This is a genomic window from Janthinobacterium sp. AD80 (genome assembly GCF_002878455.1).
In the GTDB taxonomy this organism is placed as follows: domain Bacteria; phylum Pseudomonadota; class Gammaproteobacteria; order Burkholderiales; family Burkholderiaceae_D; genus Janthinobacterium.
The window spans coordinates 1-21,489 of sequence record NZ_NRDQ01000075.1; the positions used below are offsets into that span (position 1 = coordinate 1).

Genomic DNA, 21,489 nt, shown 5'->3' on the forward strand with positions numbered 1-21,489 from the left:
CGCGAAGCCCGGTGCGGCCGCCAGGGCCAGGCCGCCGGCAGCCGCCTGGACGAAGTTGCGGCGTGAAAAATGCCGTTGCGGGAGGATCGGTGTGCGCATCAGAAATCCGCCGTCAAGGTCAGGAAGCCCTGGCGCGGCGCGATCGGGAAGGTGTTATACGTCTTGTCGGCCGCGCCCACGACCACGTTCAGCGATCCCTCGCGGTTGGCCAGGTTGCTGACGTTGAGTCTCCAGCGCGGATTTTTCAGCCAGCTGGCCATGGCCGGCAGCTTGCCCGACACGCCCAGGCCCATCAGGAAGTAGCTGGGCACGGACAAATCGTTGGTGTACGTCGCGTAGCGCTTGCCCACATAGTCTCCCGTCAGCTGCACTTCGATATCGCCGAACGTGGCCGAGGCCACGAACTTGTTCAGCCACTCGGGCGAGCCCGGCACGTTCTTGCCCGCCGTCATGACCAGTGCGGCGCCATTGTTGTAATTGTCCGCGTACTGCGAGCGGTTGTACGACAGGGCATTGTAGAACGAAAAATTGCTGCCGAAGTGCACGGTGCCGGCGATATCGATGCCGTCCGTGCGCACGCTGCCGACGTTGGCCAGCACGGGGTTGCCGCCTATGATGGAGGAAATCACCGGTGTCGGGCTGATCTGCAGCAAGCGGTTGCTGAAATCGACGTGGTACACATTCACCTGGCCATCGATGGCCGTGATGGCGCCCAGGTTCAGCGCGTGGCTGCCGCGCACGCCCACTTCATAGGTGAGCGCCGTTTCCGGCTTGGCGTCGCGCTTGAACAAATCAAACGCGGCCTGGCTCGACAAGCTCCATGGCGAGGCGCCGCCACCGCCATAGGTGACGAACTGGCGCATGTTTTTCTGGATATTGAAGTACAGCTGGTCTTGCGGCGTGAAATCCCAGCGCGCGCCCACCTGCGGCAAGAACCATTTTTTCGTCGTGATGGAACCGACGGGCAAGGCCGTGGAACCGCCGGCAATGGCGCCCTTGGCCGGCTGCACGGGGAACTGGCCATCGGCGAACTGCAGGCTGGACTTGAAACCGGCCTGCAGGGCGATCTCAGGGCGCAAACGCCACTCATCCTGCAGATGCAGCTGCACCACCTTGTTGTCGATCTCGCTGCCGTACTGCGTGATCAAAGGATTGCTGGGACGGTCGTAGGGCGAAGTCGGGTTGTTCACGTCCAGCGCATACCAGCGGCGGTAGGCCGATGAACGGTTCTGTTCCAGCCACAGTCCCATCTCGACCTGGTGTTCGCCGATTTCCTTGCGCAGGGTGGAAATGACGCCGCCGCGCTTGATGTCGTATTCCGTGGTGCGCACGGCATAGCCCGAGTTGCCGAAAACTTCCTTCAAGTTCTGCTTTGGGTAATACACGCTGAACAGGCCCGGCAAGCCGGCCACACCGATGGGGCCGGCCACCACGCCGGCGCCGTCATCCTTGTGGTAATACACCTGGTTCGACCAGGTCGTGCCTTCGGACAGGTTGGCGTCGAACTTGGCGTATGCCAGGTAGTCGGTGCGCTGCGCATCGCTGTAGTAATTGCGGTAATTGTTGCCATCGGCGGCCGGCGTGGCGCCCGTTGGCGACAAATAATTGAGAGCCGCCTTGAAGTCCGGATACAGGAAGGGGCGCGTGTAGGGCGCGCTCGTCTCGCCGGCCACGTGCACGGTGCTGTCCTCGTTCGGCTCGATCTTGTCCGAGTAATTGAAAAACAGGGTCAGCTTGCCAGCGTCGCTGCGGTTGACGTACTTGGCGTTGACCTGGTCGCCGCCCTGGCGCGCGTCGAAGTCCCAGGCGCGCGCTTCATGGTGCAGCACGGAAACGTACGCGCTGCTGCCATCGCCAAAGGCGCCCGTGTCGTAGCGGGCAAAGGTGCGCGAGGTGCGGTGGCTGCCCACGGTTAGCTGCACGCTGGCGCCCTGCGTGGCCAGCGGGTCGCTGGAATAGGTTTCGATGGTGCCGCCCAGGTTGCTGGTCGAGGCCGTGGCCAGGTCGCCCGCGCCCGACGACAGCACGACGCTGCGCACGTTTTCGCTGATGACGGCGCGCTGCGGCGACAGGCCGTTGTAGTTGCCGTACTGCTGGTCGCCCAGCGGCACGCCATCCATGGTGTAGCCCAGCTGCTGGCCGGAAAAGCCATGCACGAACAGCGACAGGTTCTGCTCGTTGTTGCCCCATGGATCGGCCGTCTGGAAGCTGACGCCTGGCAAGGTTTGCAGGGCTTTCAAAGGATTCGTGCCGGGCAGGATTTTCTGGATCTCATTCTTGCTCAGGGAGACGGACGAGCGCGTCTTGCGCGAGGAAATTTCCACGGTGGCCATCGTCGCGCCGTCGTCAGCGGCGGCGTTTGCGGGCGCGGCCATGTCGGTGGCGGCGGACGCCACGGCGGCGGCCACGGCCGTTTGCGCCAGTGCCGGCAAGGAGAGGCCTGCGGCGCAGGCGCCCAGCAAAACGTGGAAGGAACGGCGGCGCAGGGCCAGCTTCAAGTGGGAGTTCATCATCAGCCTGTGGAAAGTAGTGTGGGTAAGACAAGCTGCGCAGCGTAACGGCGCCGCATGACGGGCTGATGACGAACTGATGACGGGAGAATGACAGCAGAAACAATTGCGCCGCCTCAAGGGCGGCGCGGTCGATGCATGACGAAACTGTAATGCTGGGTCGAGCTTAATTGATGCTGGCTGCGGGCGGTATTAACACTTCAGCTGGCGCATCCGTGATGAAAAGCTGCGCGCAATCGACCTTGTCGAACTCGTAGTGCTGGCCGCAGAAATCGCAGTTCACGCCCACTTGTCCCACTTCTTCCAGAGTGCTGTTGACTTCCTCCTCGCCCAGCATCTTGAGCATATTGCCCACTTTTTCACGCGTGCAGGTGCAGTGGAAGCTCGGGTGCAGCGGGTCGAAGACGCGAATCGTTTCTTCCCAGAACAGGCGCTGCATCAGGGTGTCGATATCGGTGGCGAGGATTTCTTCCTCTTTCAAGGTCGATGCCAGCATCACGGCGCGGTTCCACGTATCGAGTGCGTCTTCTTCCGAAACGGGCGTCGCTTCGGCCTTGCCGCCATGGTGCGGCAGCTTTTGCAGCAGCAGGCCGCGCGAGACGCTGTCGTCCGTGGCCAGCCACAGGCGCGTGTCGAGCTGTTCCGAGCGCAACATGTAGTTTTCGATGACGGTGGCCATGTCGTCGCCGTCCAGCGGCACGATGCCCTGGTATGGCTGCTGGCCTGGCACCTTGTCGGCCGGGTCCAGGGTGATGATGAAGCGGCCCTTGCCCGTGGCGTTGAGCAATTGCGGCACGGTGGCCACGTCGGGGATGGTGGCGTCCGGATCCAGTTTGGCGGTGGCGCGCAGGCGCAGGTCGGAATCGCACTCGACCACCATCAGGCGCACGGGACCGTCACCGTGGATCTGCATGATGATGGAGCCGTTGAATTTCAGGTTGGCCGACAGCAGGGCGGCGGCAGCCACCATTTCGCCCAGCACTTTTTTCACGGCCAGCGGGTAGGCGTGGCGCGCCACCACTTCCTGCCAGGTGTGGGACACGTCGATGAACTGGCCGCGCACGGCGGCGTTGTCGAAAATAAATTTTTGCAGGGTATCCTGGCCGGTGGCGGCAGCGCTGACGGCGCCCGTGGTTTCAGTCGTCATACTTTTATCCAATCTTCTTGAGTTGCGTATTAAATAGCTGGCCGCGTTGTACATAATTGACGGCGTTGCCTTGTAGCCTGGTGATATCGTCTGCCGTCAGGGCCCGCACGGCTTTTGCCGGCGAGCCGAGGATCAGCATATTGTCGGGAAATTCCTTGCCTTCCGTGACCAGCGCGCCCGCGCCGACCAGGCAGTTCCTGCCGATCTTCGCGCCATTCAGGATCACCGCCTGGATGCCGATGAGGGCGCCGTCGCCTATCGTGCAGCCATGCAGCATCGCCTGGTGGCCGATGGTCACGTTCGCGCCGATGTCGAGCGGGTAGCCGGGGTCCGTGTGCAGCACGGCGCCTTCCTGCACGTTGCTGTTGGCGCCCACGGTGATGCGTTCGTTGTCGCCGCGAATGGTGGCGCCGAACCATACCGAGCTGTTCGCTTCCAGGGTCACCTTGCCGATCACGTTGGCCGTGTCGGCAACAAAAGCGGAAGCATCAATCTGCGGCGCATCGGCGCCCAATTGGTAGAGTGTCATCGTTAGCCTGTGGCGGTGGTGGAAGCGCCGGGCATGGCCGGACGCGGAAGTTTTGCGCTATTTTACGCTGTTGCAGGACAAGTCCGAACGCCGGCCATCTATCCGGTATAATTATCGAACGGTCGTACTTTTATATCCGCACTATCTACAGACACAGCATGTGGCGCCATCCGCGCCACTTTCAAGGCAGGCATCCGATGAAAAACATGAAACTTTCCCGTTCCGAATTCATCAATATCCGCGGCGCGCGCACCCACGTGCGCCACTGGGGCCGCGAAGGCGCGCCCATCCTGTTCATGCTGCACGGCTGGATGGACGTGGCCGCCTCGTTCCAGTTCGTTGTCGACGAGTTGCAAGGCGACTGGCACGTAATCGCGCCCGACTGGCGCGGCTTCGGCCTGAGCGACTACACGCAATCGGACACCTACTGGTTCCCCGACTACCTGGCCGACCTGGACGCCATGCTGCTGCATTACTCGCCGGACGCTCCCGTCAATCTGCTGGGGCACAGCATGGGCGCCAACGTGGCCGGCCTGTACGCGGGCGTGCGCCCGCAGCGCATCAGCCGCTTCATCAACCTGGAAGGCTTCGGCATGATGGCAAGCAAGCCTGAGCAGGCGCCGGGCCGCTATGCCAAGTGGCTCGATGAATTGCGCGAACCGCCGCAGATGCGCAGCTATCCCACGCAGCGCGCCGTGGCCGAGCGCCTGCAAAAGACCAATCCGCGCCTGCCGGACGAGCGTGCGGCGTTTCTCGCCGAACACTGGTCGGCGCAGAACGAGGCGGGCGAGTGGGACATCATGGGCGATCCGCAGCACAAGAGGGTCAATCCCATCCTGTACCAGGTGGAAGAAGTGATGGCGTGCTGGCGCCGCATCACGGCACCCGTGCTGTGGGTGGAGGCCGATGACACGAATATGTGGCAATGGATGGGGCCGAAGGAAGAGGCGCGCATCGAGATCGACCGCCGTTTGGCCTGCATCAAGGATGTGCGTTGCGAAATGCTGCTGGACGCAGGCCATATGCTGCACCACGACCAGCCGGTCGCACTGGCGCGCCTGGTGGAAGCGTTCCTGGCGGCGTAGCTGCGCAGGCGCTACTGTGTCGCTAACGCGACTTCCTCATTTGACAAGCAGCGTACAATGAAAACTTCTTCCATGCTGAGCCCGTGCAGGGTATTGTTTTTGTATGCTTAAAGTTGACCTGCATTGTCATTCGAATATCTCCGACGGCGTATTGTCGCCTGCCGCCGTGGCCGCGCACGCGCGCAAGGCTGGCGTCGACGTGTGGGCGCTGACCGACCACGATGAAGTATCGGGCATCGCCGCCGCGCGCGCGGCCGCGCTGGACCTGGGCATGCGTTTCGTGGCCGGCGTGGAAATTTCCATTACCTGGGCCGGTGAAACCGTGCACATCGTCGGCTTGCAAGTCGATGAAAACAATCCGGGCCTGGTGCAGGGCTTGCAGCAGACGCGTTCCGGGCGCGATGCGCGCGGCCGCGAAATCGCCCGCCAGCTGGACCTGGCCGGCATTCCCGGCGCCTATGAAGGCGCGCTGAAATTCGTCGGCAACCCGGACCTGATGTCGCGCACGCACTTCGCCCGCTACATCGTGGAAACGGGCAAATGCGCGAACATCCCCGACGTGTTCAAGAAATACCTGTCTGATGGCAAGCCTGGCTACGTCGAACACCGCTGGGCCACCCTGGCAGACGCGGTCGGCTGGATACGCGGCGCGGGCGGCGTGGCCGTCATCGCCCATCCGGGCCGCTACCGCTTCAGCTACACGGCGCAAGGCGTGCTGTTCGATGAATTCAAGCAACTCGGCGGCGTGGCCATCGAAGTCGTCACGGGCAGCCACAGCCCCGACCAGTATCCGGAATACGCGCGCCTGGCGAACGATTACGGTTTCCTCGCCTCGCGCGGCACGGACTTCCACGCGCCGGGCGAATCGCGCGTGGATTTTGCCATGCTGCCGCCTTTGCCGTCGAATGTCACCCCGATCTGGCACGACTGGTTTTAGCTGGTAGTCAGGCAAATCTGTTGCGCGGCGCCACTTGCGGCTGGCGATGCCCGCTGTGCTGTGGCACAGCTCCGCTTCCCGGCCACCATTGACTGCCGCTCGCGACGATTTTCTCAGGCATTCAGCGCAGTACGCGCGCGGGCATTGAAAATGCGTCACCTCGCACTTATCTTTTAGTTATTGTTATTCCTCTTCATCCGGAGCCAACGCCCATGAAACGTATCGTCCTTTTTATTGCAACCAACCTGGCCGTGATGCTGGTGCTGTCGCTCGTGCTCAGTTTGCTGGGCGTGGGCAATCCGGCGCGCGGCAGTACCCTGAACCTGGGCAGCCTGCTGGTGTTTTCGCTGGTGGTCGGCTTCACGGGGTCGATCTTTTCCCTGTTGATCAGCAAACCGATGGCCAAGTGGAGCACCGGCGCGCGCGTGATCGACAACCCGACCTCGTCCACCGAACTGTGGCTGGTCAATACCGTGCGTGCGCTGTCCGAGCGGGCCGGCATCGGCATGCCGGAAGTGGCCGTCTACGAGGGTGACGCGAACGCCTTCGCCACGGGCGCATTCAAGAATTCGGCGCTGGTGGCCGTCTCGACGGGCCTGCTGCAAAGCATGAACCGCGATGAAGTCGAAGCCGTGCTGGGCCATGAAATCGCCCACGTCGCCAATGGCGACATGGTAACGTTCACCCTGATCCAGGGCGTGGTGAATACCTTTGTCGTCTTCATGGCGCGCGTCGTGGGCTTCTTTGTCGATAATATGCTGATGAAAAATAATAACCGCGAAGGCGGCGGGCGCGGCATCGGCTATTTTGTCACCGTCATGGTGTGCGAAGTGATCTTCGGCTTGCTCGCTTCCATCATCGTCGCCTGGTTCTCGCGCCAGCGCGAATTCCGCGCCGACGCCGGTTCGGCCAAGCTGCTGGGCAGCCCGACGCCGATGATGCATGCGCTGGCCCGCCTCGGTGGCGTGCAGCCGGGCGAGCTGCCGCAATCGATGCAGGCGCTGGGCATCAGCGGCGGCAATGGCGGCTGGGGCGCGCTGTTCGCCACCCATCCGCCGATCGAGCAGCGCATCGCTGCCCTGCGCGGCGTGCAATAATGATAACTGTCTCAATATGAAGAACGTGTAAACCATGAGTCAATTTTTCCAGATTCACCCTGACAATCCGCAATTGCGCCTGATCAAGCAGGCGGCGCAGATCATCCAGTCCGGCGGCGTGGTGGCCTTGCCCACCGATTCCTGCTACGCATTGGTGTGCCAGCTGGACGACAAGGGCGCCGTCGAGCGCCTGCGCCGCATCCGTGGCGTGGATGAGAAGCATCATTTGACCCTGCTGTGCCGCGACTTGAGCGAGCTGGGCGTGTACGCGCGCGTCGACAACCGCCAGTTCCGCCTGCTCAAGGCGGCCACGCCGGGTGCCTATACGTTCATCCTGGAAGCGACCAAGGAAGTGCCGCGCCGCCTCAGCCACCCGTCGCGCAAGACCATCGGCCTGCGCGTGCCGCAGCACCGCATCGTGCAATGTTTGCTGGAAGAACTGGGCCAGCCCCTGCTGGGCGCCACCTTGACCCTGCCCGGCGACGAAGACAGCCTGACGGATGCGGACACCATCCGCGAGCGGCTGGAAAAGCTGGTCGACCTGATCATCGATGGCGGCGTCTGCGCGCACGGTCCCAGTACCGTGATCGACCTGACGGGGCCGGAGCCGGAAGTGGTGCGCGTGGGCCGCGGCGACCCGGCCGTGCTGGGCCTGTAGGCGGCATGGCGGGGCGGGTGCCGCTGCCGTTTTTAGCTGTCCTGATAGCGTGTGCCGGTAGCGCAATGCGGCTGCGGCAGGCAAAAGATGCTGGCTGCCGCAATGGGGTCTTAATGGCAACATAAGCAAGGACAGCGGGTGCCTCTGTTAAAATCGGCGCCATGAATGATATCAATGTGACGGTCCAGACGGTCGCGGTGTATCTGGTGCCCGTGCTGTTTGCCATTTCCCTGCATGAAGCGGCGCATGGCTACGCAGCCCGGTATTTTGGCGACCCGACGGCCTCGAACGAGGGGCGGCTGAGCCTCAATCCCATCCGGCATATCGATCTTTTCGGCACCATCCTGCTGCCCTTGACCCTGTATTGGGCCATCGGCGTGCCGTTCGGCTATGCCAAGCCGGTGCCGGTCGATTTCAGCCGCCTGCGCAAGCCGAAGGAGCAAATGGCCTGGGTGGCGCTGGCCGGGCCTATGGCCAACCTGGCCATGGCGTTTGGCTGGATGATGCTGCATGTCTTGCTGGGCGCGATGTCGCCAGGTTTTGCCATGCGCAATTATCTTGACGAGATGAGCCTGGCTGGCGTGGCCGTCAACGTCGTCATGTTCTGTTTTAATTTGATACCCGTGCCGCCCCTCGATGGCGGGCGTATCGTCGCCGGCCTGTTGCCCGGCAGCTTGTCCAGGAAGTACGCCAGCATCGACCGCTACACGCCGTTTGTCTTCGCGCTGCTGATCTTCCTGAGCTATAAGGGCTACCTGGGCCTGGCGTTGAGCGGGGTGCTGCAGCGGGCGGTGGAAATCCTGTACGCGATGACTTTGCCGCTGCGCATGCTGCTGGGCTGATACCGCCAAATACGACATTAACTGATGGAAGTACCGATGCAAGTAACTGAACACGTAGTAGACACTGACACGATTTCCGGCTGGGTGCGCCGTTGGGCGCCTTTGATCCCCGGTGGCGAGGTGCTGGACCTGGCTTGTGGCGCAGGCCGCCACGCGCGCCACCTGGTGACCCTGGGCCATCCCGTGATCGCGCTCGACCACGATCCGGAAATACTGGAAAAGGCGGCCGGCCCCGGCATCGTCACGTCGCTGGTGGACCTGGAGGCGCCGGGCGCCGTGTGGCCGTTCGCGGCGGGGCGCTTTGCCGGCATCGTCGTCACCAACTACCTGCACCGCCCGCTGTTTGAAGCGATGATCGCCAGCCTGGCGCCCGATGGCGTGCTGCTGTACGAGACCTTTGCCGAAGGCAATGAGCAGTTCGGCAAGCCGTCGAACCCGGCATTCCTGCTGAAGGAGGGCGAGCTGCTGGCCATGGCGCTGGAACACGGCTTGCGCGTCGTCGCGTATGAGGATGGCCGCGTGGAGCAGCCAAAAGCTGCTCTGGTGCAACGAATTTGTGCTGTCCGGCCAGATTTTCCACGGTTGGCAGCCTTGCTGCCGACGTTTTGAACGGGCTTTCCAAGTAGAATGCACCACAGGCGCGGGCTATCCGCTACAATCGTTGTTTTATTTATCGGCGCTATAAACTTACTATGATCAAGGGCAGCATTGTAGCAATCGTCACCCCGATGCACGCGGACGGCAGTCTGGACTTTCCAGGTCTGCGCAAGCTGATCGACTGGCATATCGCCGAGGGTACGGACGGCATCGTCATCGTTGGCACCACGGGCGAATCGGCAACTGTGAGCGTGGAAGAGCACTGCGAACTGATCCAGTTGACCGTCGAGCACGCCAAGGGACGCATTCCTATCATCGCCGGCGCCGGTGGCAATTCCACGGCCGAGGCCATCAAGCTGACGCGCTACGCGAAAGAAGCGGGTGCCGATGCTGTCTTGCAAGTGGTGCCGTACTACAACCGTCCTACCCAGGAAGGCATGTATCAGCACTTCAAGGCCATAGCCGAAGCCGTCGACATCCCCGTGATCCTGTACAACGTACCGGGCCGCACGGTTGCCGACATGAGCAACGAGACCATCGTGCGCCTGTCGGCCATCCCGAATATTGTTGGCGTGAAAGATGCAACGGGCAATATCGGCCGCGGCATCGACCTGCTGCGTTTGGTTCCAGCGGACTTCGCCGTGTACTCGGGCGACGATCCGACCGCCATGGCGCTGATGTTCTGCGGCGGCCACGGCAATATCTCCGTGACGGCCAACGTCGCGCCGCGCGCCATGCACGAACTGTGCGTGGCCGCCATGGCGGGCGAGCGTGCCACGGCTATCGCCATCAACAACAAAGTGTTCCCCCTGCACCAGAAATTGTTTGTCGAGCCCAACCCGGTGCCCGTCAAATGGGCGCTGGCAGAAATGGGCCTGATGCCTGCAGGCATACGCCTGCCACTGGTGCCGCTGGCTGAAAATTGCCACGCTACCGTGCGCGACGCCTTGCGCGACGCTGGTGTCCTGTCTTAAGGCCGGACTTTAAGCCCGGACTCGACCAGTCCGGACCCTCCCTGATTTCAGCTGCTACTTAGCTTCCTATCCCAGTTACGACATGACTAATTGCAAGAAAACCCAATCGGCGCCTGCCACCATCGCCCTCCGCGGCATCGTCATCGGCGCCGTCGCTGCCAGCCTCGCGGGCTGCGGCATGATCAGTTCGGTGGTCGGTGGCGACAAGGTCGACTACAAGTCGGTCAAGAAAGCCAGCACCCTGGACGTGCCGCCTGACCTGACGCAATTGCAGCAGGACAACCGCTACTCCTTGCCAGATTCGAAAAACGGCGTGGCCACGGCTTCCGGCTACAACGCCCAGCGCAGCGCTGCAGCGGGTGCGCCCGTTGTCGTGGGCGCCGATGGCGTGGTAGGCGTGGTGCCTGTCACGGCGGGCGGCGTCAAGGTCGAGCGCGCCGGCAACCAGCGCTGGCTGGTGGTCAAGCAGTCGCCTGAGGTGCTGTGGCCGCAATTGAAGCAGTTCTGGGAAGATGCGGGCTTTACCATCGCCATCGACCAGCCGACGGCTGGCATCATGGAAACCGAGTGGAACGAAAACCGCGCCAAGATCCCGCAAGATATCATTCGCAGCACCATCGGCAAGGTATTCGACGGCCTGTATTCGAGCGGCGAAAAAGACAAATACCGCACCCGCGTGGAACGTCTGGCCGATGGTTCGACCGAGATCTACATCAGCCACCGCGGCGTGGAAGAGGTTGTTACGGGCCGCGACAAGGAAACCACCACCTGGACAGCGCGCCCCAACGATCCGGGCCTGGAAGCGCAATTCCTGGCCAAGCTGATGACGCGCCTGGGCGCTGCTGGCGACGAAGCGCAAGCCAAGACAGCTGTCGACGCCGCCATCGTGCAGCCGCAGCATGCCAAGTTGGTGGGCGATGCCGCCACGCCGGCGCGTGCCATCGAAGTCGATGAAGGTTTCGACCGCGCCTGGCGACGTGTCGGCCTGGCGCTGGACCGCGTCGGCTTCACCGTGGAAGACCGCGACCGCACGCAAGGTACGTATTTCGTGCGCTACGTCGATCCGGACGCGGTCAAGAAAGACGGTTTCTTCTCGAAACTGTTCAGCTGGGGCTCGTCGTCGGACAAGGACAAGGAAGCGCAGCGCTACCGCGTCCTGGTCAAGGCCGGCAATGGTTCGACCAGCCTGGTCAGCATCCTCGGCAACGAAGGCCAGCCGGATACCTCGCCAGTGGCCGAGAAGATTCTGGGCTTGCTGAACGATCAGCTGAAATAACTACGGTGATCGCGGCAGGCATGAAAACCTGCCGCAGATTAAAAAAGGCTGGCCCGGGAAACCGGGTCAGCCTTTTTTGTTGCCGACGTCCGGTGTTTATCCTGCGAATAAAACACCGGACGTAAAAAAGCCGGCCCGAAGGCCGGCTTTCTCTAGTGCAGGGTGCTAAATTACTTAGCAGCCGATGCAGCAGCCGAAGCAGCCGAAGCAGCGTCGGTAGCGGCCGAAGCGGCAGCCGAAGCAGCAGCAGCAGCGTCGGTAGCGGCCGAAGCAGCAGCGTCAGCAGCAGCAGCTGGAGCAGCTTCAACTGCTGGTGCTGGTGCTGGGGTTTCAACTACTGGTGCTGGTGCAGGAGCTTCTTCTTTTTTGCTGCAAGCAGCCAGAGCAACAACCATCAGGGAGGCGATCAGCAGGGATTTTTTCATTTGTTTTCCTTAATTATTTCAAAAATAAATCAACATTGTTGCGATGAATAATTACCGGTAATTATCGCTCGTTAGGTCGTCTTCGAAGGCTTTTCGTACCAGGTGGTGCCTGCCAGACAACGGAAACTTCCTAACCGAATATTATAGCGATTTTTGGTGCGTCGCAATAGGAGCAAGAGGCAAATTCGCAACTTTTTTGTGATATCGCAATAATTGCCGCAGCAAATTGCAAGCAAGTGTAAGTGTTTTGCGAAAGCGCGACAAAACGATATAAAAATAATATGTTTTATTGCGCTAGCGCAGATTCACAAACTCCCACTACGGTAAGACCACTTTTGTTGCGGCGCGCCTGCTTACGCCAATTCGATCCAGCCATCCTGATACCAGGTGTACAGCGCATCCATCACGTCATCCGAAGCCTTGGCGACGGCGGCACCATCAAGGGCGCGGTCGTTGGCCAGGGTTTCCAGGGTCGCTTTATCGGCCCTGCCAATGGCAAACGACTCGCCATTGATGAAGACATTCTTGCCACGATACAGCATCAAGGTCTTGCGTGACAACACGACACCTTTCTTTTGTGCGGCGTCCGTGAAGCGGCCCACCGTCAGCGGCTTGGACAGTGGCGTAAAGAATACGTTGTGCTTCGGTTCCGACAGGTGTTCGCCCAGGAAAATGGTGACGTCTTCTTCCGTGAAGCGCACCTTGTTCAGTTCTTCCGTGATGGTGCTGAGCATGTCGCGGGGAATCTCGGCCGGCTTGGCAGAGGCTTTCAAGTCAGGATCGCTGTAGATGCCTGGCAAGTCGATCGAATCAGCCATGAATTGCAAAAATGCTTCGCCCAGTTCCTGGAACGATGGCGAACGGAAGCCGATCGAATAGGTCTGGCAGTCGCCGATGGCCACGCCGTCGTGCGCGTAGTGGGGCGGCAGGTACAGCATGTCGCCCGGTTCCAGCGTGAATTCTTCGTCCGGCGTGAAGTTGCTGAGGATTTTCAGCGGCAAGCCGTCGATCAGGCTCAGGTCCTTCTGCGCGCCGATGCGCCAGTGGCGCTTGCCCTGGCCTTGCAGCAGGAACACGTCGTAGGAATCGAAATGCGGGCCCACACCGCCGCCATCGGTGGCGAAGCTGACCATCAGGTCATCCAGGCGGGCGTCCGGCAGGAAGCGGAACTGGCGCAGCAGCTCGTCGGCCTTGGCGCTGTGCAGGTTGGCGCCCTGCACCAGCAGGGTCCATTCCTTCTGTTTCGGGGAGGGCAGGCTGGTCAACGGACCTTGCTGCATATTCCAGTGGCCGTCGGCATGGCTGACCAGGCGCGATTCAACGTGGTCCAGCTTGGCTAGCTCGGCCAGCGCCTTGAAATCGAACAAGGCTTTGAAGCCGGGCACGGCCTGGCGGATCAGCAGGGGTTTTTTATGCCAGTAGTCGCGCAGGAATTGCGCTGGCGTGATATCGCCGAGGAGAGTTAATGTTTTCATGCGCCCATTATAACAACCGGAAATGCAGGAATGCGCCTGCCGTTGGCGACGTGAAGGTATAATTTGCCAGCTTATACAATGAAAGGAAGCATAATGAAGATTGCCAAGAATACGGTCGTGACTGTCAACTACAAACTGTCAGACGCGCAAGACAATCTGATCGAAGACGGCCGCCAGCCGATGGTCTACCTGCATGGTGATTATGAAAACACCCTGCCAAAGATCGAAGAAGAGCTGGACGGCAAGGAAGTTGGCTATTCCAACACGATCCAGATCGAACCGGACGATGCTTTCGGTGAATACGATCCCGCCCTGGTCAAGGTAGAGCCGCGCAATCGCCTGCCTGAGCCGCTGGAAGTGGGCATGCAGTTCGAAGGCATGCCGGAAAGCGATTCGCCGGACGAAGAAGCGATGATCTTCACGGTCACCGATATCGCCGACGACAAAGTTGTTCTGGATGGCAACCATCCACTGGCCGGCATCGCGCTGCGCTTCTCGCTGACCGTCGCTGACGTGCGCGAAGCCACCGAAGAAGAAATCGCCCATGGCCACGTGCATGGCGCACACGGCCATGACCATGGCGACGATGAAGGTGACGAGGGCGAAGACGGCGATCACTTCCGTACTCACCCGATTCATTAACACCTGACCAAACCTGCTGCGCGCAGCGGGGCGCGGCCGGCGATGCTCACCGTACTCTAGTACGGTTGCGCTTCTCGGCCACGCCGCGCAGCTGCTCGCTACGGTTTTGTCAGGCGTCGTGACGTCTGTTGGGCGTGACGCTGCTTGAATGAAAACAGGCCGTCTACATGCCGGCCTGTTTGCTTATGCGCTAACGGCGCAAGGTCGACGCCTTGGCCCTGGCTTGCGCCGATGGCCGGGTAGCCCGTTGACGCACCTCAAACAAGGGTGTTTTACCCGGCCGTACGGCGATGGCGGACCAGTCGTTGTCGATGCTGACGTGGCCCAGGTTGCCTTTCCAGCTGATTTTTGGCGCGCCCACCTTGGCGGCGGCCTTGCGGTTCCTGCTTTCCTTCCCCTCCGCCTCGTTGTCGCTGTGCGTATCGACCAGCAAGACCTTGCCGCTGAATTTCTTTGCCAGTGTGCGGATCTGCTTGCGCGGCCCCATGAAGCCATCCTGTTTCGAGCTGAAGCTGGGCAGCAGCGAATTGTCGTCTTCGTCCAGCACGCCCACCTCGCCGTCGGAAAACAGCACGATGCCGTCGAGCTTCTTGCGCTGGGCCATGGCGAACAGGCGCTGCAGCCACGAGCGGTTGGCTACCAGGCGGTCTTCGAACTCGCTGTTGCGGCCCGCTTCAGGCAGGAAATGGTTGTTGTTTGCCGGCAGATTCACGGTGGCAAACAGCACGCCGCCGTATTCCCAGTGCGCATTTTCCGCATAGCTGCGGAACTTCGCCGTCGATGACAGCCGCGACAAGGTCAGCTTGCGCTGGCCCAGGCTCTGGTCGTCGGCGAAATACACGTCACGCAGGCGGTTCAGGCGCTCGATGGCGTTGACCCTGCCGCGTGAATTGCGGCAATACGCCCAGTCGCTGGCCGATAGCGAGACAATCAGCGGCGGCCCGCTGGCGTCCAGCAAGTCCTTGCGCTGGCTGTACAGCTTGTCGCTGCACGACTCGCTGGCGGCCTTGATGCCCGTTGCCACGACGAAGGCGGCATTGAAGGCGCTGGTCTCGGCGATCGCCTTTTTCAGTGGCGCATCGTCGGGCCCGTCCTTGAAGGAGTGGCCCAGCACGGCAAACTCGAAGCCGGCCTGGTCCGCCGGTGCGGCCTGTGCCGCTTGCCATGGCAGGCTGGCGGCCAGCAGGCCTGCCGCCAGCAGGCGCAGGGTGCTGCGCCGGATCGTCATGCGGCGGCCAGCCGTTTCAGCTGATACAACTGCTCCAGCGCATCGCGTGGCGTGAGCGCATCGGGATCGAGGTCGGCGATGGCGTCGAGCAAGGCTTGCTGCGCCGCGTTCAGCGCGGCCAGCGGCGCCGATGCTTCCTCTTCTTCCTCCTGCGCATACGGATCGGCCGATGGCAGCGCGAACAGGTCGCGCTGCGGCGTGGCGTCGAGCGCCTGCGCTTCCAGGCGCGCCAGGTGCTTGCGCGCCGCCTTGATCACGGGCTGCGGCACGCCAGCCAGTTGCGCCACCTGCAAGCCATAGCTTTGCGAGGCGGGGCCCGCTTGCACGGCGTGCAGGAAGACGATGCTGTCCTTGTGCTCGACTGCCGACAGATGCACATTGGTGGCGCTCGGGTGGCTGTCCGGCAATTGCGTGAGCTCAAAATAGTGCGTGGCGAACAGGGTGAAGCTGCGGCTGGTATCGATCAGGTGGCGCGCGATGGCCCAGGCCAGGGCCAGGCCGTCGAAGGTGGAGGTGCCGCGGCCCACTTCATCCATCAGCACCAGCGAGTGCTCGGTGGCGCCGTTCAAAATCGCCGCCGATTCCGTCATTTCCACCATGAAGGTCGAGCGTCCGCCCGCCAGATCGTCGGTGGCGCCGATACGCGTGAAGATGCGGTCGATGGGGCCGATGGTGGCGGACGCGGCCGGCACGTAGCTGCCCACGTAGGCCAGCAGGGTGATCAGCGCCACCTGGCGCATGAAGGTGGATTTACCGCCCATGTTCGGACCGGTAATCAGCAGCAGGCGGCGCTCGTTGACGAAGCGGCAATCGTTGGCGATGAAGCGTTCGATCTGCTTTTCGACAACCGGGTGGCGGCCTTCGACGATGTTGATGCACGGCTCGTCGACCAGTTGCGGCGCGGCCCAGTTGTGCTGCTGCGCATGTTCCGTCAGCGCATTCAGGGTATCGAGCTGGGCCAGGCCCTGCGCAATGGTCTGCAAGGTCCCGATGTGCGGCGCCAGGTCGGCCAGCAGCAGGTCGTACAGCAGCTTTTCGCGCACCAGGGCCTTGTCTTGTGCCGACAGGGCCTTGTCTTCGAAGACCTTGAGTTCCGGCGTGATGTAGCGCTCGGCGTTTTTCAGGGTCTGGCGGCGGCGATAGTCGTCCGGCACCTTGTCCGTCTGGCCGTGCGTCACTTCAATGTAGAAGCCGTGCACCTTGTTGTATTCCACGCGCAGGTTGGCGATGCCGGTGCGCGCCCGTTCGCGCGTTTCCAGGTCGAGCAGGAACTGGCCCGCGTTTTCCGACAGCGCGCGCAATTCGTCGAGTTCCGCATCGAAACCGGTGGCAAACACGCCGCCGTCGCGCACCATCGCGGCCGGTTCCTGCGCCACGGCGCGCACCAGCAAGTCCAGGCAGGCGGTCGGTGTGGACAGGGCCGCGTGGATGGCAGCCAGCAAACCGGTTTCGCCGCCCTGGCCAGGTCCGTAACAGCGCACCACGTCGCCGCGCAAGGCCGGTAGTTGCAGCAAGCCGTCGCGCAGGGCGGCCAGGTCGCGCGGACGCGCCGACAGCAGCGCGATGCGCGTGGTGATGCGTTCGATATCGGGCACTTGCGCCAGGGTGGCGGCCAGCGGTCCCGCCGCTTCGCTTTGCGCCAGCGCGGCGATGGCTTCATGGCGCGCGCGCGCCACGTTCTGGTCGCGCCGCGCGTGGTGCAGCCAGTGGCGCAGCATGCGCGAACCCATGGCGGTGCGGCAATGGTCGAGCAGAGAGAACAAGGTCGGTGATTCCTGGCCGCGGATGGTTTCCGTCAACTCCAGGTTGCGCCGCGTGGCCGCGTCCAGGCCGATGAATTCACTTTCCGTTTCCGTCGTCAATGAACGCACGTGCTGCAGGCCGCGCCCCTGCGTCGATTGCGCATAGCGCAGCAGCGCGCCGGCCGCGCCGAACGCTGCGCCGAGGCCATCGGCGCCAAAGCCCGTCAAGGTCGCCACGCCCAGTTGATCGAGCAGGGCCTTGTGGCCGCCGACCACGTCGAAATGCCAGTCCGGTACGCGGTTGATGTGCGTGCCCGCGTAGTCGTCGAACAGGTTGCCATTGTCGCCGCTCAAGATTTCAGCCGGCACGATGCGCTCGAGCTCCTGCTGCAGGCGCACGGCCACGGTGCTGCTCTCGCCGGAAAACTCCATCAGCTTCAAGGCGCCGCTGGCCAGCGACAGCCAGGCCAGGCCCGTGGTGACCGTCTTGCGCTGCGTGATGCTGCACATGGCCAGCAGCGGGCGCTCAGCCTTCTCAGGCAGCAAGTCCGCATCCGTCAGGGTGCCGGGCGTGACCACGCGCATGACCTTGCGTTCGACGGGGCCCTTGCTGGTGGCCGGGTCGCCGATCTGCTCGCAAATGGCCACCGACTCGCCCAGCTTGACCAGCTTGGCCAGATAGCCATCGAGCGAATGAAACGGCACGCCGCACATCTTGATGGGGTTGCCACTGGCCACGCCGCGCGCCGTCAGGGTAATGCCCAGCAGGCGCGAGGCTTTTTCCGCGTCCTCGAAAAACAGCTCATAGAAATCGCCCATGCGGTAGAAGACCAGCATCGTCGGGTGGTTTTCCTTGATGCCCATATATTGTTGCATCATCGGCGTGAGCTTTTCAGCCGAATTCTTCTTTGCCGCGGCGGCGTTGATTTCTTTTGGGACGGTGGTCATGTGTTCTTTGTCGTTGGTCCGGCGGCAGGAAAGGCATGCCTGCCGGGCTGTGTGTGATGCTGTGTGCGTTCAAGGCCGCGCCAGAGGGCGGAGCTTGGGTTAAGGCCGTCATTTTACCGCTTTCGGCGGGCGGGGCGGGGTATTGCGTGCGGGTGCGAGCAAGCAGCATGTTGCGCCGGTGCTGTTGAGACGCTTGCCAGGCGGAATTGCTTTGGCTGCCTTTGTCGGCTGGGAATCAGGTAGCGCGGTAGTGTGGGCATGGCCAAAGATATAGGCCGCTTATACAGCGACACCATAAACTGCCGCTTGCAAGCTTGCGACCGCATATTCGCAGTTCACCCTGTCTGATTCACTGAAGGTGCTGCAAGAATGAAGCATATGCATCCCGGCCCTGGGCACGGTACCGCTGGCTGGGATGGAATACTGGCACGGTTACAGGCTGCCGTTGCCTCCAACAGAGCTTTCCGGGTCGAAGGAGAAAACGCGCAGCTCTGGCTGGACGTCTTCGCCGCGCATAATGCGTACGGTCATGACAAACGACAATTCCCAGCGGCCGCTTGCGTAACCCACGTCCAGGTTGTGCTTCCATTCCTGGCGAATGTGGTGCAGATTCGGCGGTTCTTGCTCACCCAGAAGTTGCTGGATTTCGAAATCCAGCGGCAGCTGATAGGTGGCGCCCACGGCTTGCAAAAATGGCGATGGTGGCGAGTAGATAGTCGGTACTTTCGGGCCGATCTGCGTCAGTTGCGGTACGGTGATGATGCAGCAGTCGACAATCTGGAACGAGGTGAAGCCGCTGTCCTTGGAGCCGCAGCAAGTAACGTCGAGATAGACATGCTGGCCCTTCTGGAAATGCACGCCGCCCATGTAAGGACCATGGCGTGGATCGGCCGTGCCATCGCATGAGGTGAAGCTGTAGTCGAGCTGATTGGTAATCTGATCTGCATCAAAATGCACGGATAACTTCATCCAAGGGCTTACAGGCGTCATTTTTTACTGTCTCTTTCCAGGTTGATAAAAAGTTGTTGATAGCGGGAATCACGTCGCAGATTCAAAAGATCGGGGGCGGATTCGATCAAGTTGCGTGGGTAGCCAAGTTTGCTGGCTTTGAGCAATGCATCAAGCGCTTCGCTACGGTTGCCGATCAGTTCATGGGTGAGGGCGGCACGAAATTGCACATCCGCTACTTGTGGCGCCAGGCTGAGTGCATGCCGCACTCCGACAAGCGCCTGCTGCTTTTCCTCCGCGTAGGCCTGGTAGAGCGCCATTCGCGAATTCAGTGTGATGTCGTTTGGCATTCGTTTAAGCATCGGCCCTATTAGCGCAATGGCACGCTGATACGATTGTTTCGAGGCCCGCACTTGGCTGGGCACCCAGCGCTGGGCGTCGGCTAGATTAGCCCACAATAAATAGATACCGGGCCCACCTTTTCGTTCTGATACGGCACTCTCAAATGCTTGGACTGCGCCCAGATAGTCACCTTTTGCAAACAGGGAGGTGCCCAGGTTGGAATAAAGTTCCCAGTAGGGGCTGACTTGCAGACCTTGTTGCAGCACTTGCAATGCCTCATCATCGCGATTCTGGCGTAGCAGGGCGGCATTCAGATAAGCGTAGGTCGCGGGGGAGCGCGGGTTCATGCGTATGCTTTCACGGAAAGCTTGTTCCGCACCAACGTAATCGCCTTTCTTGTAGTGCATGTAGCCCAGTAATGTAACGAGCAAGTACTCCTGCGGATGGGCAAGAATGGCCTGGTCTAATACCTGCTTGGCTTGCTCGAATTTGTAACTGACGATATACAGGCGTGCCTTGCCGTACAGTGCTAAAAAATTATTTGGTTCCAGATTCAATGAAATGGTTGCTTCACGTAGCGCATCCTCATTCTTGCCATGGTATTCGTGGACCCAGGCTTGGGCCACGTGGGCAAGTGCCAACTGGTCATCCGCAGCCAATGCCTGTTTCGCATTGACATCTGCTCGCTGTAGCCAAGTCTCATCGCGCCCATCGCCCAAGTAGCGTAAAGTCGATGCAATCGATAGTCCTGCGGCAGCGGTCGCATTGGCCGGATTATGTTGTAGCACGGCAGTAAACTGCTCAATGGGTATTTTCTGACTGCTGTCGAGGTCAAATGCACGCAAGGCATCCATGCCAGCTTTCATCGCAGCCATTTCCGAAAACTGCGCCGAGGAGTAATGGCCACGCAAAGCTGCAAGCAGGGCAGGGCCTTGCCACGCTGCCAGAGCCAATATGGCAACGGCACCAGCGGTCACCGCGGCGCGCTTGACCGGCACCTGCAGGCGGATAGCAATCGAGGCAGGAGGCTTGGCGGGGGGCGTCTCGACGGTCAGTATCGGCGCCTGGACCGCCAGCGTCCGCTGTCCGTCGATCGCCTCGCGCACGTCACGCATGGTGCGCGGCCGTTCGGCCGGGTCGTGCGCCGTCATCGCGCGCACGAGGGCGTTGATGGTGGGGGGCACCGTGTCCGGCAGGTCGGGCCAGGCTTCCGTCGCCTGCATGTGGGCGGCGGCCAGGGCCAGGCCGTTCAGGTGGGCGAAGTGGCGCTGGCCGGCCAGCATTTCGTACAGCATGGCGCCCAGCGCGTAGACGTCGCCGCGCGTGTCGGGCAGGCGGCCCATCAGGCGCTCGGGTGCCATGTAGGCGATTGTGCCCTGCAGGTCGCACAGGGTGGTCGTTTGCGTCGCTTGCGGGTCCATGTGGCGCGCCAGGCCGAAGTCGAGGATGCGCACCTTGCCGTTCGCTTCGAGCATCAGGTTCGACGGCTTCAGGTCGCCATGCACGAGGTCCATGGCATGCGCTTCGTCCATGGCGTCGGCGATCTGGTAGGCGATGTCGAGCGCGGCCTGCAGGTCGGCCTTGCCGCCGTGCATGAACTGCCCGAGGGTCTTGCCTTCGACCAGTTCCATGACGATGGATTGGCCCGTGCCCTGGCCCTCGATGGCGAAGATGCGCACGAAGGCGGCATGTTTGAGCGACGCGGCCAGGCGTGCTTCATTGATGAGTTTTTCCGGATGCGGCACATCGGCTTGGGGCTTCAGGCGCTTCAGCGCCACACTGCGGCACAGCTTGGCATCCCAGGCTTCGAATACGTGGCCGAAGCCGCCTTCGCCCAGCAAGCGGCGCACTTCATAGTGCTCGCTGATATTGTCGTCATGTAGCGGGGACGGACGCAGGGAGTCGAGCAGTTCCATATACCTTGGCGTGAGAGGCATCAACGTGGGCATCGAGCATCGGCTAGGGTAAAGGCGATGCTGGCGTACGCAAGATGATTGATTTTGAGTAACTTCCTGATTTAAAACGATTGTTTCGAATAAGTCAATTAATATTGGCAAGGAATGAACAAAAGTAGCGGTGATGCCGTC

At 61.5% G+C, this 21,489-nt stretch carries 18 protein-coding genes; 9 read left to right on the forward strand and 9 right to left on the reverse strand.

Going from position 1 to position 21,489, the window contains the following annotated elements:
• Window positions 1-98 precede the first annotated feature (98 nt).
• The 3 genes from JaAD80_RS15560 to JaAD80_RS15570 all read right to left on the reverse strand — a co-directional run bounded on the left by JaAD80_RS15560 (window position 99) and on the right by JaAD80_RS15570 (window position 4,186).
• Window positions 99-2,513, reverse strand: coding sequence for a TonB-dependent receptor (locus JaAD80_RS15560; RefSeq protein ID WP_258003014.1), 2,415 nt, complete (start codon window positions 2,511-2,513; stop codon window positions 99-101).
• Between the two features lie 163 nt (window positions 2,514-2,676).
• A complete protein-coding gene (hslO, locus tag JaAD80_RS15565; protein ID WP_102295289.1) occupies window positions 2,677-3,657 on the reverse strand; it encodes an Hsp33 family molecular chaperone HslO in 981 nt (326 codons plus the stop codon).
• 4 nt (window positions 3,658-3,661) lie between these two features.
• Window positions 3,662-4,186 (reverse strand): gamma carbonic anhydrase family protein, encoded by a 525-nt coding sequence (locus tag JaAD80_RS15570; RefSeq protein ID WP_102295291.1) that lies wholly within the window; start codon window positions 4,184-4,186, stop codon window positions 3,662-3,664.
• Window positions 4,187-4,392: 206 nt separating this feature from the next.
• Here JaAD80_RS15570 and JaAD80_RS15575 point away from each other — a divergent pair, with 206 nt between their 5' ends.
• From JaAD80_RS15575 to bamC, 8 genes are all read left to right on the forward strand, one after another.
• Window positions 4,393-5,271, forward strand: a complete 879-nt coding sequence (locus tag JaAD80_RS15575) for an alpha/beta fold hydrolase (RefSeq protein WP_102295356.1) — start codon at window positions 4,393-4,395, stop codon at window positions 5,269-5,271.
• A gap of 103 nt (window positions 5,272-5,374) precedes the next feature.
• Entirely contained in the window at window positions 5,375-6,208 is an 834-nt protein-coding gene (locus JaAD80_RS15580; RefSeq protein WP_102295292.1) for a 3',5'-nucleoside bisphosphate phosphatase, read from the forward strand.
• A gap of 212 nt (window positions 6,209-6,420) precedes the next feature.
• Window positions 6,421-7,305: a protease HtpX gene (gene htpX / locus JaAD80_RS15585; protein ID WP_102295294.1), complete on the forward strand. Its 885-nt coding sequence runs from the start codon at window positions 6,421-6,423 to the stop codon at window positions 7,303-7,305.
• Window positions 7,306-7,339: 34 nt separating this feature from the next.
• Window positions 7,340-7,963 carry an L-threonylcarbamoyladenylate synthase gene (locus tag JaAD80_RS15590; protein ID WP_102295296.1) on the forward strand — a complete coding sequence of 208 codons (624 nt, stop codon included), beginning with the start codon at window positions 7,340-7,342 and terminating at the stop codon, window positions 7,961-7,963.
• Window positions 7,964-8,124: 161 nt separating this feature from the next.
• Window positions 8,125-8,805 carry a site-2 protease family protein gene (locus tag JaAD80_RS15595; RefSeq protein WP_102295297.1) on the forward strand — a complete coding sequence of 227 codons (681 nt, stop codon included), beginning with the start codon at window positions 8,125-8,127 and terminating at the stop codon, window positions 8,803-8,805.
• A 36-nt stretch (window positions 8,806-8,841) separates the two neighbouring features.
• Complete coding sequence (locus tag JaAD80_RS15600) at window positions 8,842-9,414, forward strand: bifunctional 2-polyprenyl-6-hydroxyphenol methylase/3-demethylubiquinol 3-O-methyltransferase UbiG (RefSeq protein ID WP_102295299.1); 573 nt, start codon at window positions 8,842-8,844, stop codon at window positions 9,412-9,414.
• Window positions 9,415-9,497: 83 nt separating this feature from the next.
• Entirely contained in the window at window positions 9,498-10,376 is an 879-nt protein-coding gene (dapA, locus tag JaAD80_RS15605) for a 4-hydroxy-tetrahydrodipicolinate synthase (protein ID WP_102295300.1), read from the forward strand.
• An 82-nt stretch (window positions 10,377-10,458) separates the two neighbouring features.
• On the forward strand, window positions 10,459-11,652 hold the full coding sequence (gene bamC, locus JaAD80_RS15610) for an outer membrane protein assembly factor BamC (RefSeq protein WP_102295302.1): 1,194 nt from the start codon (window positions 10,459-10,461) through the stop codon (window positions 11,650-11,652).
• Between the two features lie 170 nt (window positions 11,653-11,822).
• Here the strand turns inward: bamC and JaAD80_RS15615 are convergent, their stop codons facing one another.
• Both JaAD80_RS15615 and JaAD80_RS15620 read right to left on the reverse strand, forming a co-directional pair.
• Window positions 11,823-12,077, reverse strand: a complete 255-nt coding sequence (locus JaAD80_RS15615; RefSeq protein WP_034783358.1) for a hypothetical protein — start codon at window positions 12,075-12,077, stop codon at window positions 11,823-11,825.
• A 353-nt stretch (window positions 12,078-12,430) separates the two neighbouring features.
• On the reverse strand, window positions 12,431-13,552 hold the full coding sequence (locus tag JaAD80_RS15620; RefSeq protein ID WP_102295304.1) for a cupin domain-containing protein: 1,122 nt from the start codon (window positions 13,550-13,552) through the stop codon (window positions 12,431-12,433).
• Between the two features lie 93 nt (window positions 13,553-13,645).
• Here JaAD80_RS15620 and JaAD80_RS15625 point away from each other — a divergent pair, with 93 nt between their 5' ends.
• Window positions 13,646-14,194: a peptidylprolyl isomerase gene (locus JaAD80_RS15625; protein ID WP_102295305.1), complete on the forward strand. Its 549-nt coding sequence runs from the start codon at window positions 13,646-13,648 to the stop codon at window positions 14,192-14,194.
• Between the two features lie 190 nt (window positions 14,195-14,384).
• On the opposite strand, the gene JaAD80_RS15630 is transcribed toward JaAD80_RS15625, so the two are convergent.
• From JaAD80_RS15630 to JaAD80_RS15645, 4 genes are all read right to left on the reverse strand, one after another.
• Entirely contained in the window at window positions 14,385-15,422 is a 1,038-nt protein-coding gene (locus JaAD80_RS15630; protein WP_102295307.1) for a hypothetical protein, read from the reverse strand.
• Window positions 15,419-18,112, reverse strand: a complete 2,694-nt coding sequence (gene mutS / locus JaAD80_RS15635) for a DNA mismatch repair protein MutS (RefSeq protein ID WP_102295308.1) — start codon at window positions 18,110-18,112, stop codon at window positions 15,419-15,421. Before mutS ends, JaAD80_RS15630 begins: the two co-directional genes overlap by 4 nt.
• Window positions 18,113-18,544: 432 nt before the next feature.
• A complete protein-coding gene (locus tag JaAD80_RS15640; RefSeq protein ID WP_146012403.1) occupies window positions 18,545-19,069 on the reverse strand; it encodes a hypothetical protein in 525 nt (174 codons plus the stop codon).
• A gap of 29 nt (window positions 19,070-19,098) precedes the next feature.
• Window positions 19,099-21,318: a serine/threonine-protein kinase gene (locus tag JaAD80_RS15645; RefSeq protein WP_180979438.1), complete on the reverse strand. Its 2,220-nt coding sequence runs from the start codon at window positions 21,316-21,318 to the stop codon at window positions 19,099-19,101.
• Window positions 21,319-21,489: the final 171 nt, after the last annotated feature.

What these genes read in the sequence shown, in the direction of transcription:
- htpX (WP_102295294.1), top strand. Translation starts at nt 6,421, where the DNA reads ATGAAACGTATCGTCCTTTTTATTGCAACCAACCTGGCCGTGATGCTG.
- JaAD80_RS15600 (WP_102295299.1), top strand. Translation starts at nt 8,842, where the DNA reads ATGCAAGTAACTGAACACGTAGTAGACACTGACACGATTTCCGGCTGG.
- JaAD80_RS15590 (WP_102295296.1), top strand. Translation starts at nt 7,340, where the DNA reads ATGAGTCAATTTTTCCAGATTCACCCTGACAATCCGCAATTGCGCCTG.
- JaAD80_RS15625 (WP_102295305.1), top strand. Translation starts at nt 13,646, where the DNA reads ATGAAGATTGCCAAGAATACGGTCGTGACTGTCAACTACAAACTGTCA.
- JaAD80_RS15595 (WP_102295297.1), top strand. Translation starts at nt 8,125, where the DNA reads ATGAATGATATCAATGTGACGGTCCAGACGGTCGCGGTGTATCTGGTG.
- JaAD80_RS15575 (WP_102295356.1), top strand. Translation starts at nt 4,393, where the DNA reads ATGAAACTTTCCCGTTCCGAATTCATCAATATCCGCGGCGCGCGCACC.
- JaAD80_RS15615 (WP_034783358.1), bottom strand. Translation starts at nt 12,077, where the DNA reads ATGAAAAAATCCCTGCTGATCGCCTCCCTGATGGTTGTTGCTCTGGCT.
- hslO (WP_102295289.1), bottom strand. Translation starts at nt 3,657, where the DNA reads ATGACGACTGAAACCACGGGCGCCGTCAGCGCTGCCGCCACCGGCCAG.
- JaAD80_RS15645 (WP_180979438.1), bottom strand. Translation starts at nt 21,318, where the DNA reads ATGGAACTGCTCGACTCCCTGCGTCCGTCCCCGCTACATGACGACAAT.
- mutS (WP_102295308.1), bottom strand. Translation starts at nt 18,112, where the DNA reads ATGACCACCGTCCCAAAAGAAATCAACGCCGCCGCGGCAAAGAAGAAT.
- dapA (WP_102295300.1), top strand. Translation starts at nt 9,498, where the DNA reads ATGATCAAGGGCAGCATTGTAGCAATCGTCACCCCGATGCACGCGGAC.
- JaAD80_RS15630 (WP_102295307.1), bottom strand. Translation starts at nt 15,422, where the DNA reads ATGACGATCCGGCGCAGCACCCTGCGCCTGCTGGCGGCAGGCCTGCTG.
- JaAD80_RS15620 (WP_102295304.1), bottom strand. Translation starts at nt 13,552, where the DNA reads ATGAAAACATTAACTCTCCTCGGCGATATCACGCCAGCGCAATTCCTG.
- JaAD80_RS15580 (WP_102295292.1), top strand. Translation starts at nt 5,375, where the DNA reads ATGCTTAAAGTTGACCTGCATTGTCATTCGAATATCTCCGACGGCGTA.
- bamC (WP_102295302.1), top strand. Translation starts at nt 10,459, where the DNA reads ATGACTAATTGCAAGAAAACCCAATCGGCGCCTGCCACCATCGCCCTC.
- JaAD80_RS15560 (WP_258003014.1), bottom strand. Translation starts at nt 2,513, where the DNA reads ATGATGAACTCCCACTTGAAGCTGGCCCTGCGCCGCCGTTCCTTCCAC.
- JaAD80_RS15570 (WP_102295291.1), bottom strand. Translation starts at nt 4,186, where the DNA reads ATGACACTCTACCAATTGGGCGCCGATGCGCCGCAGATTGATGCTTCC.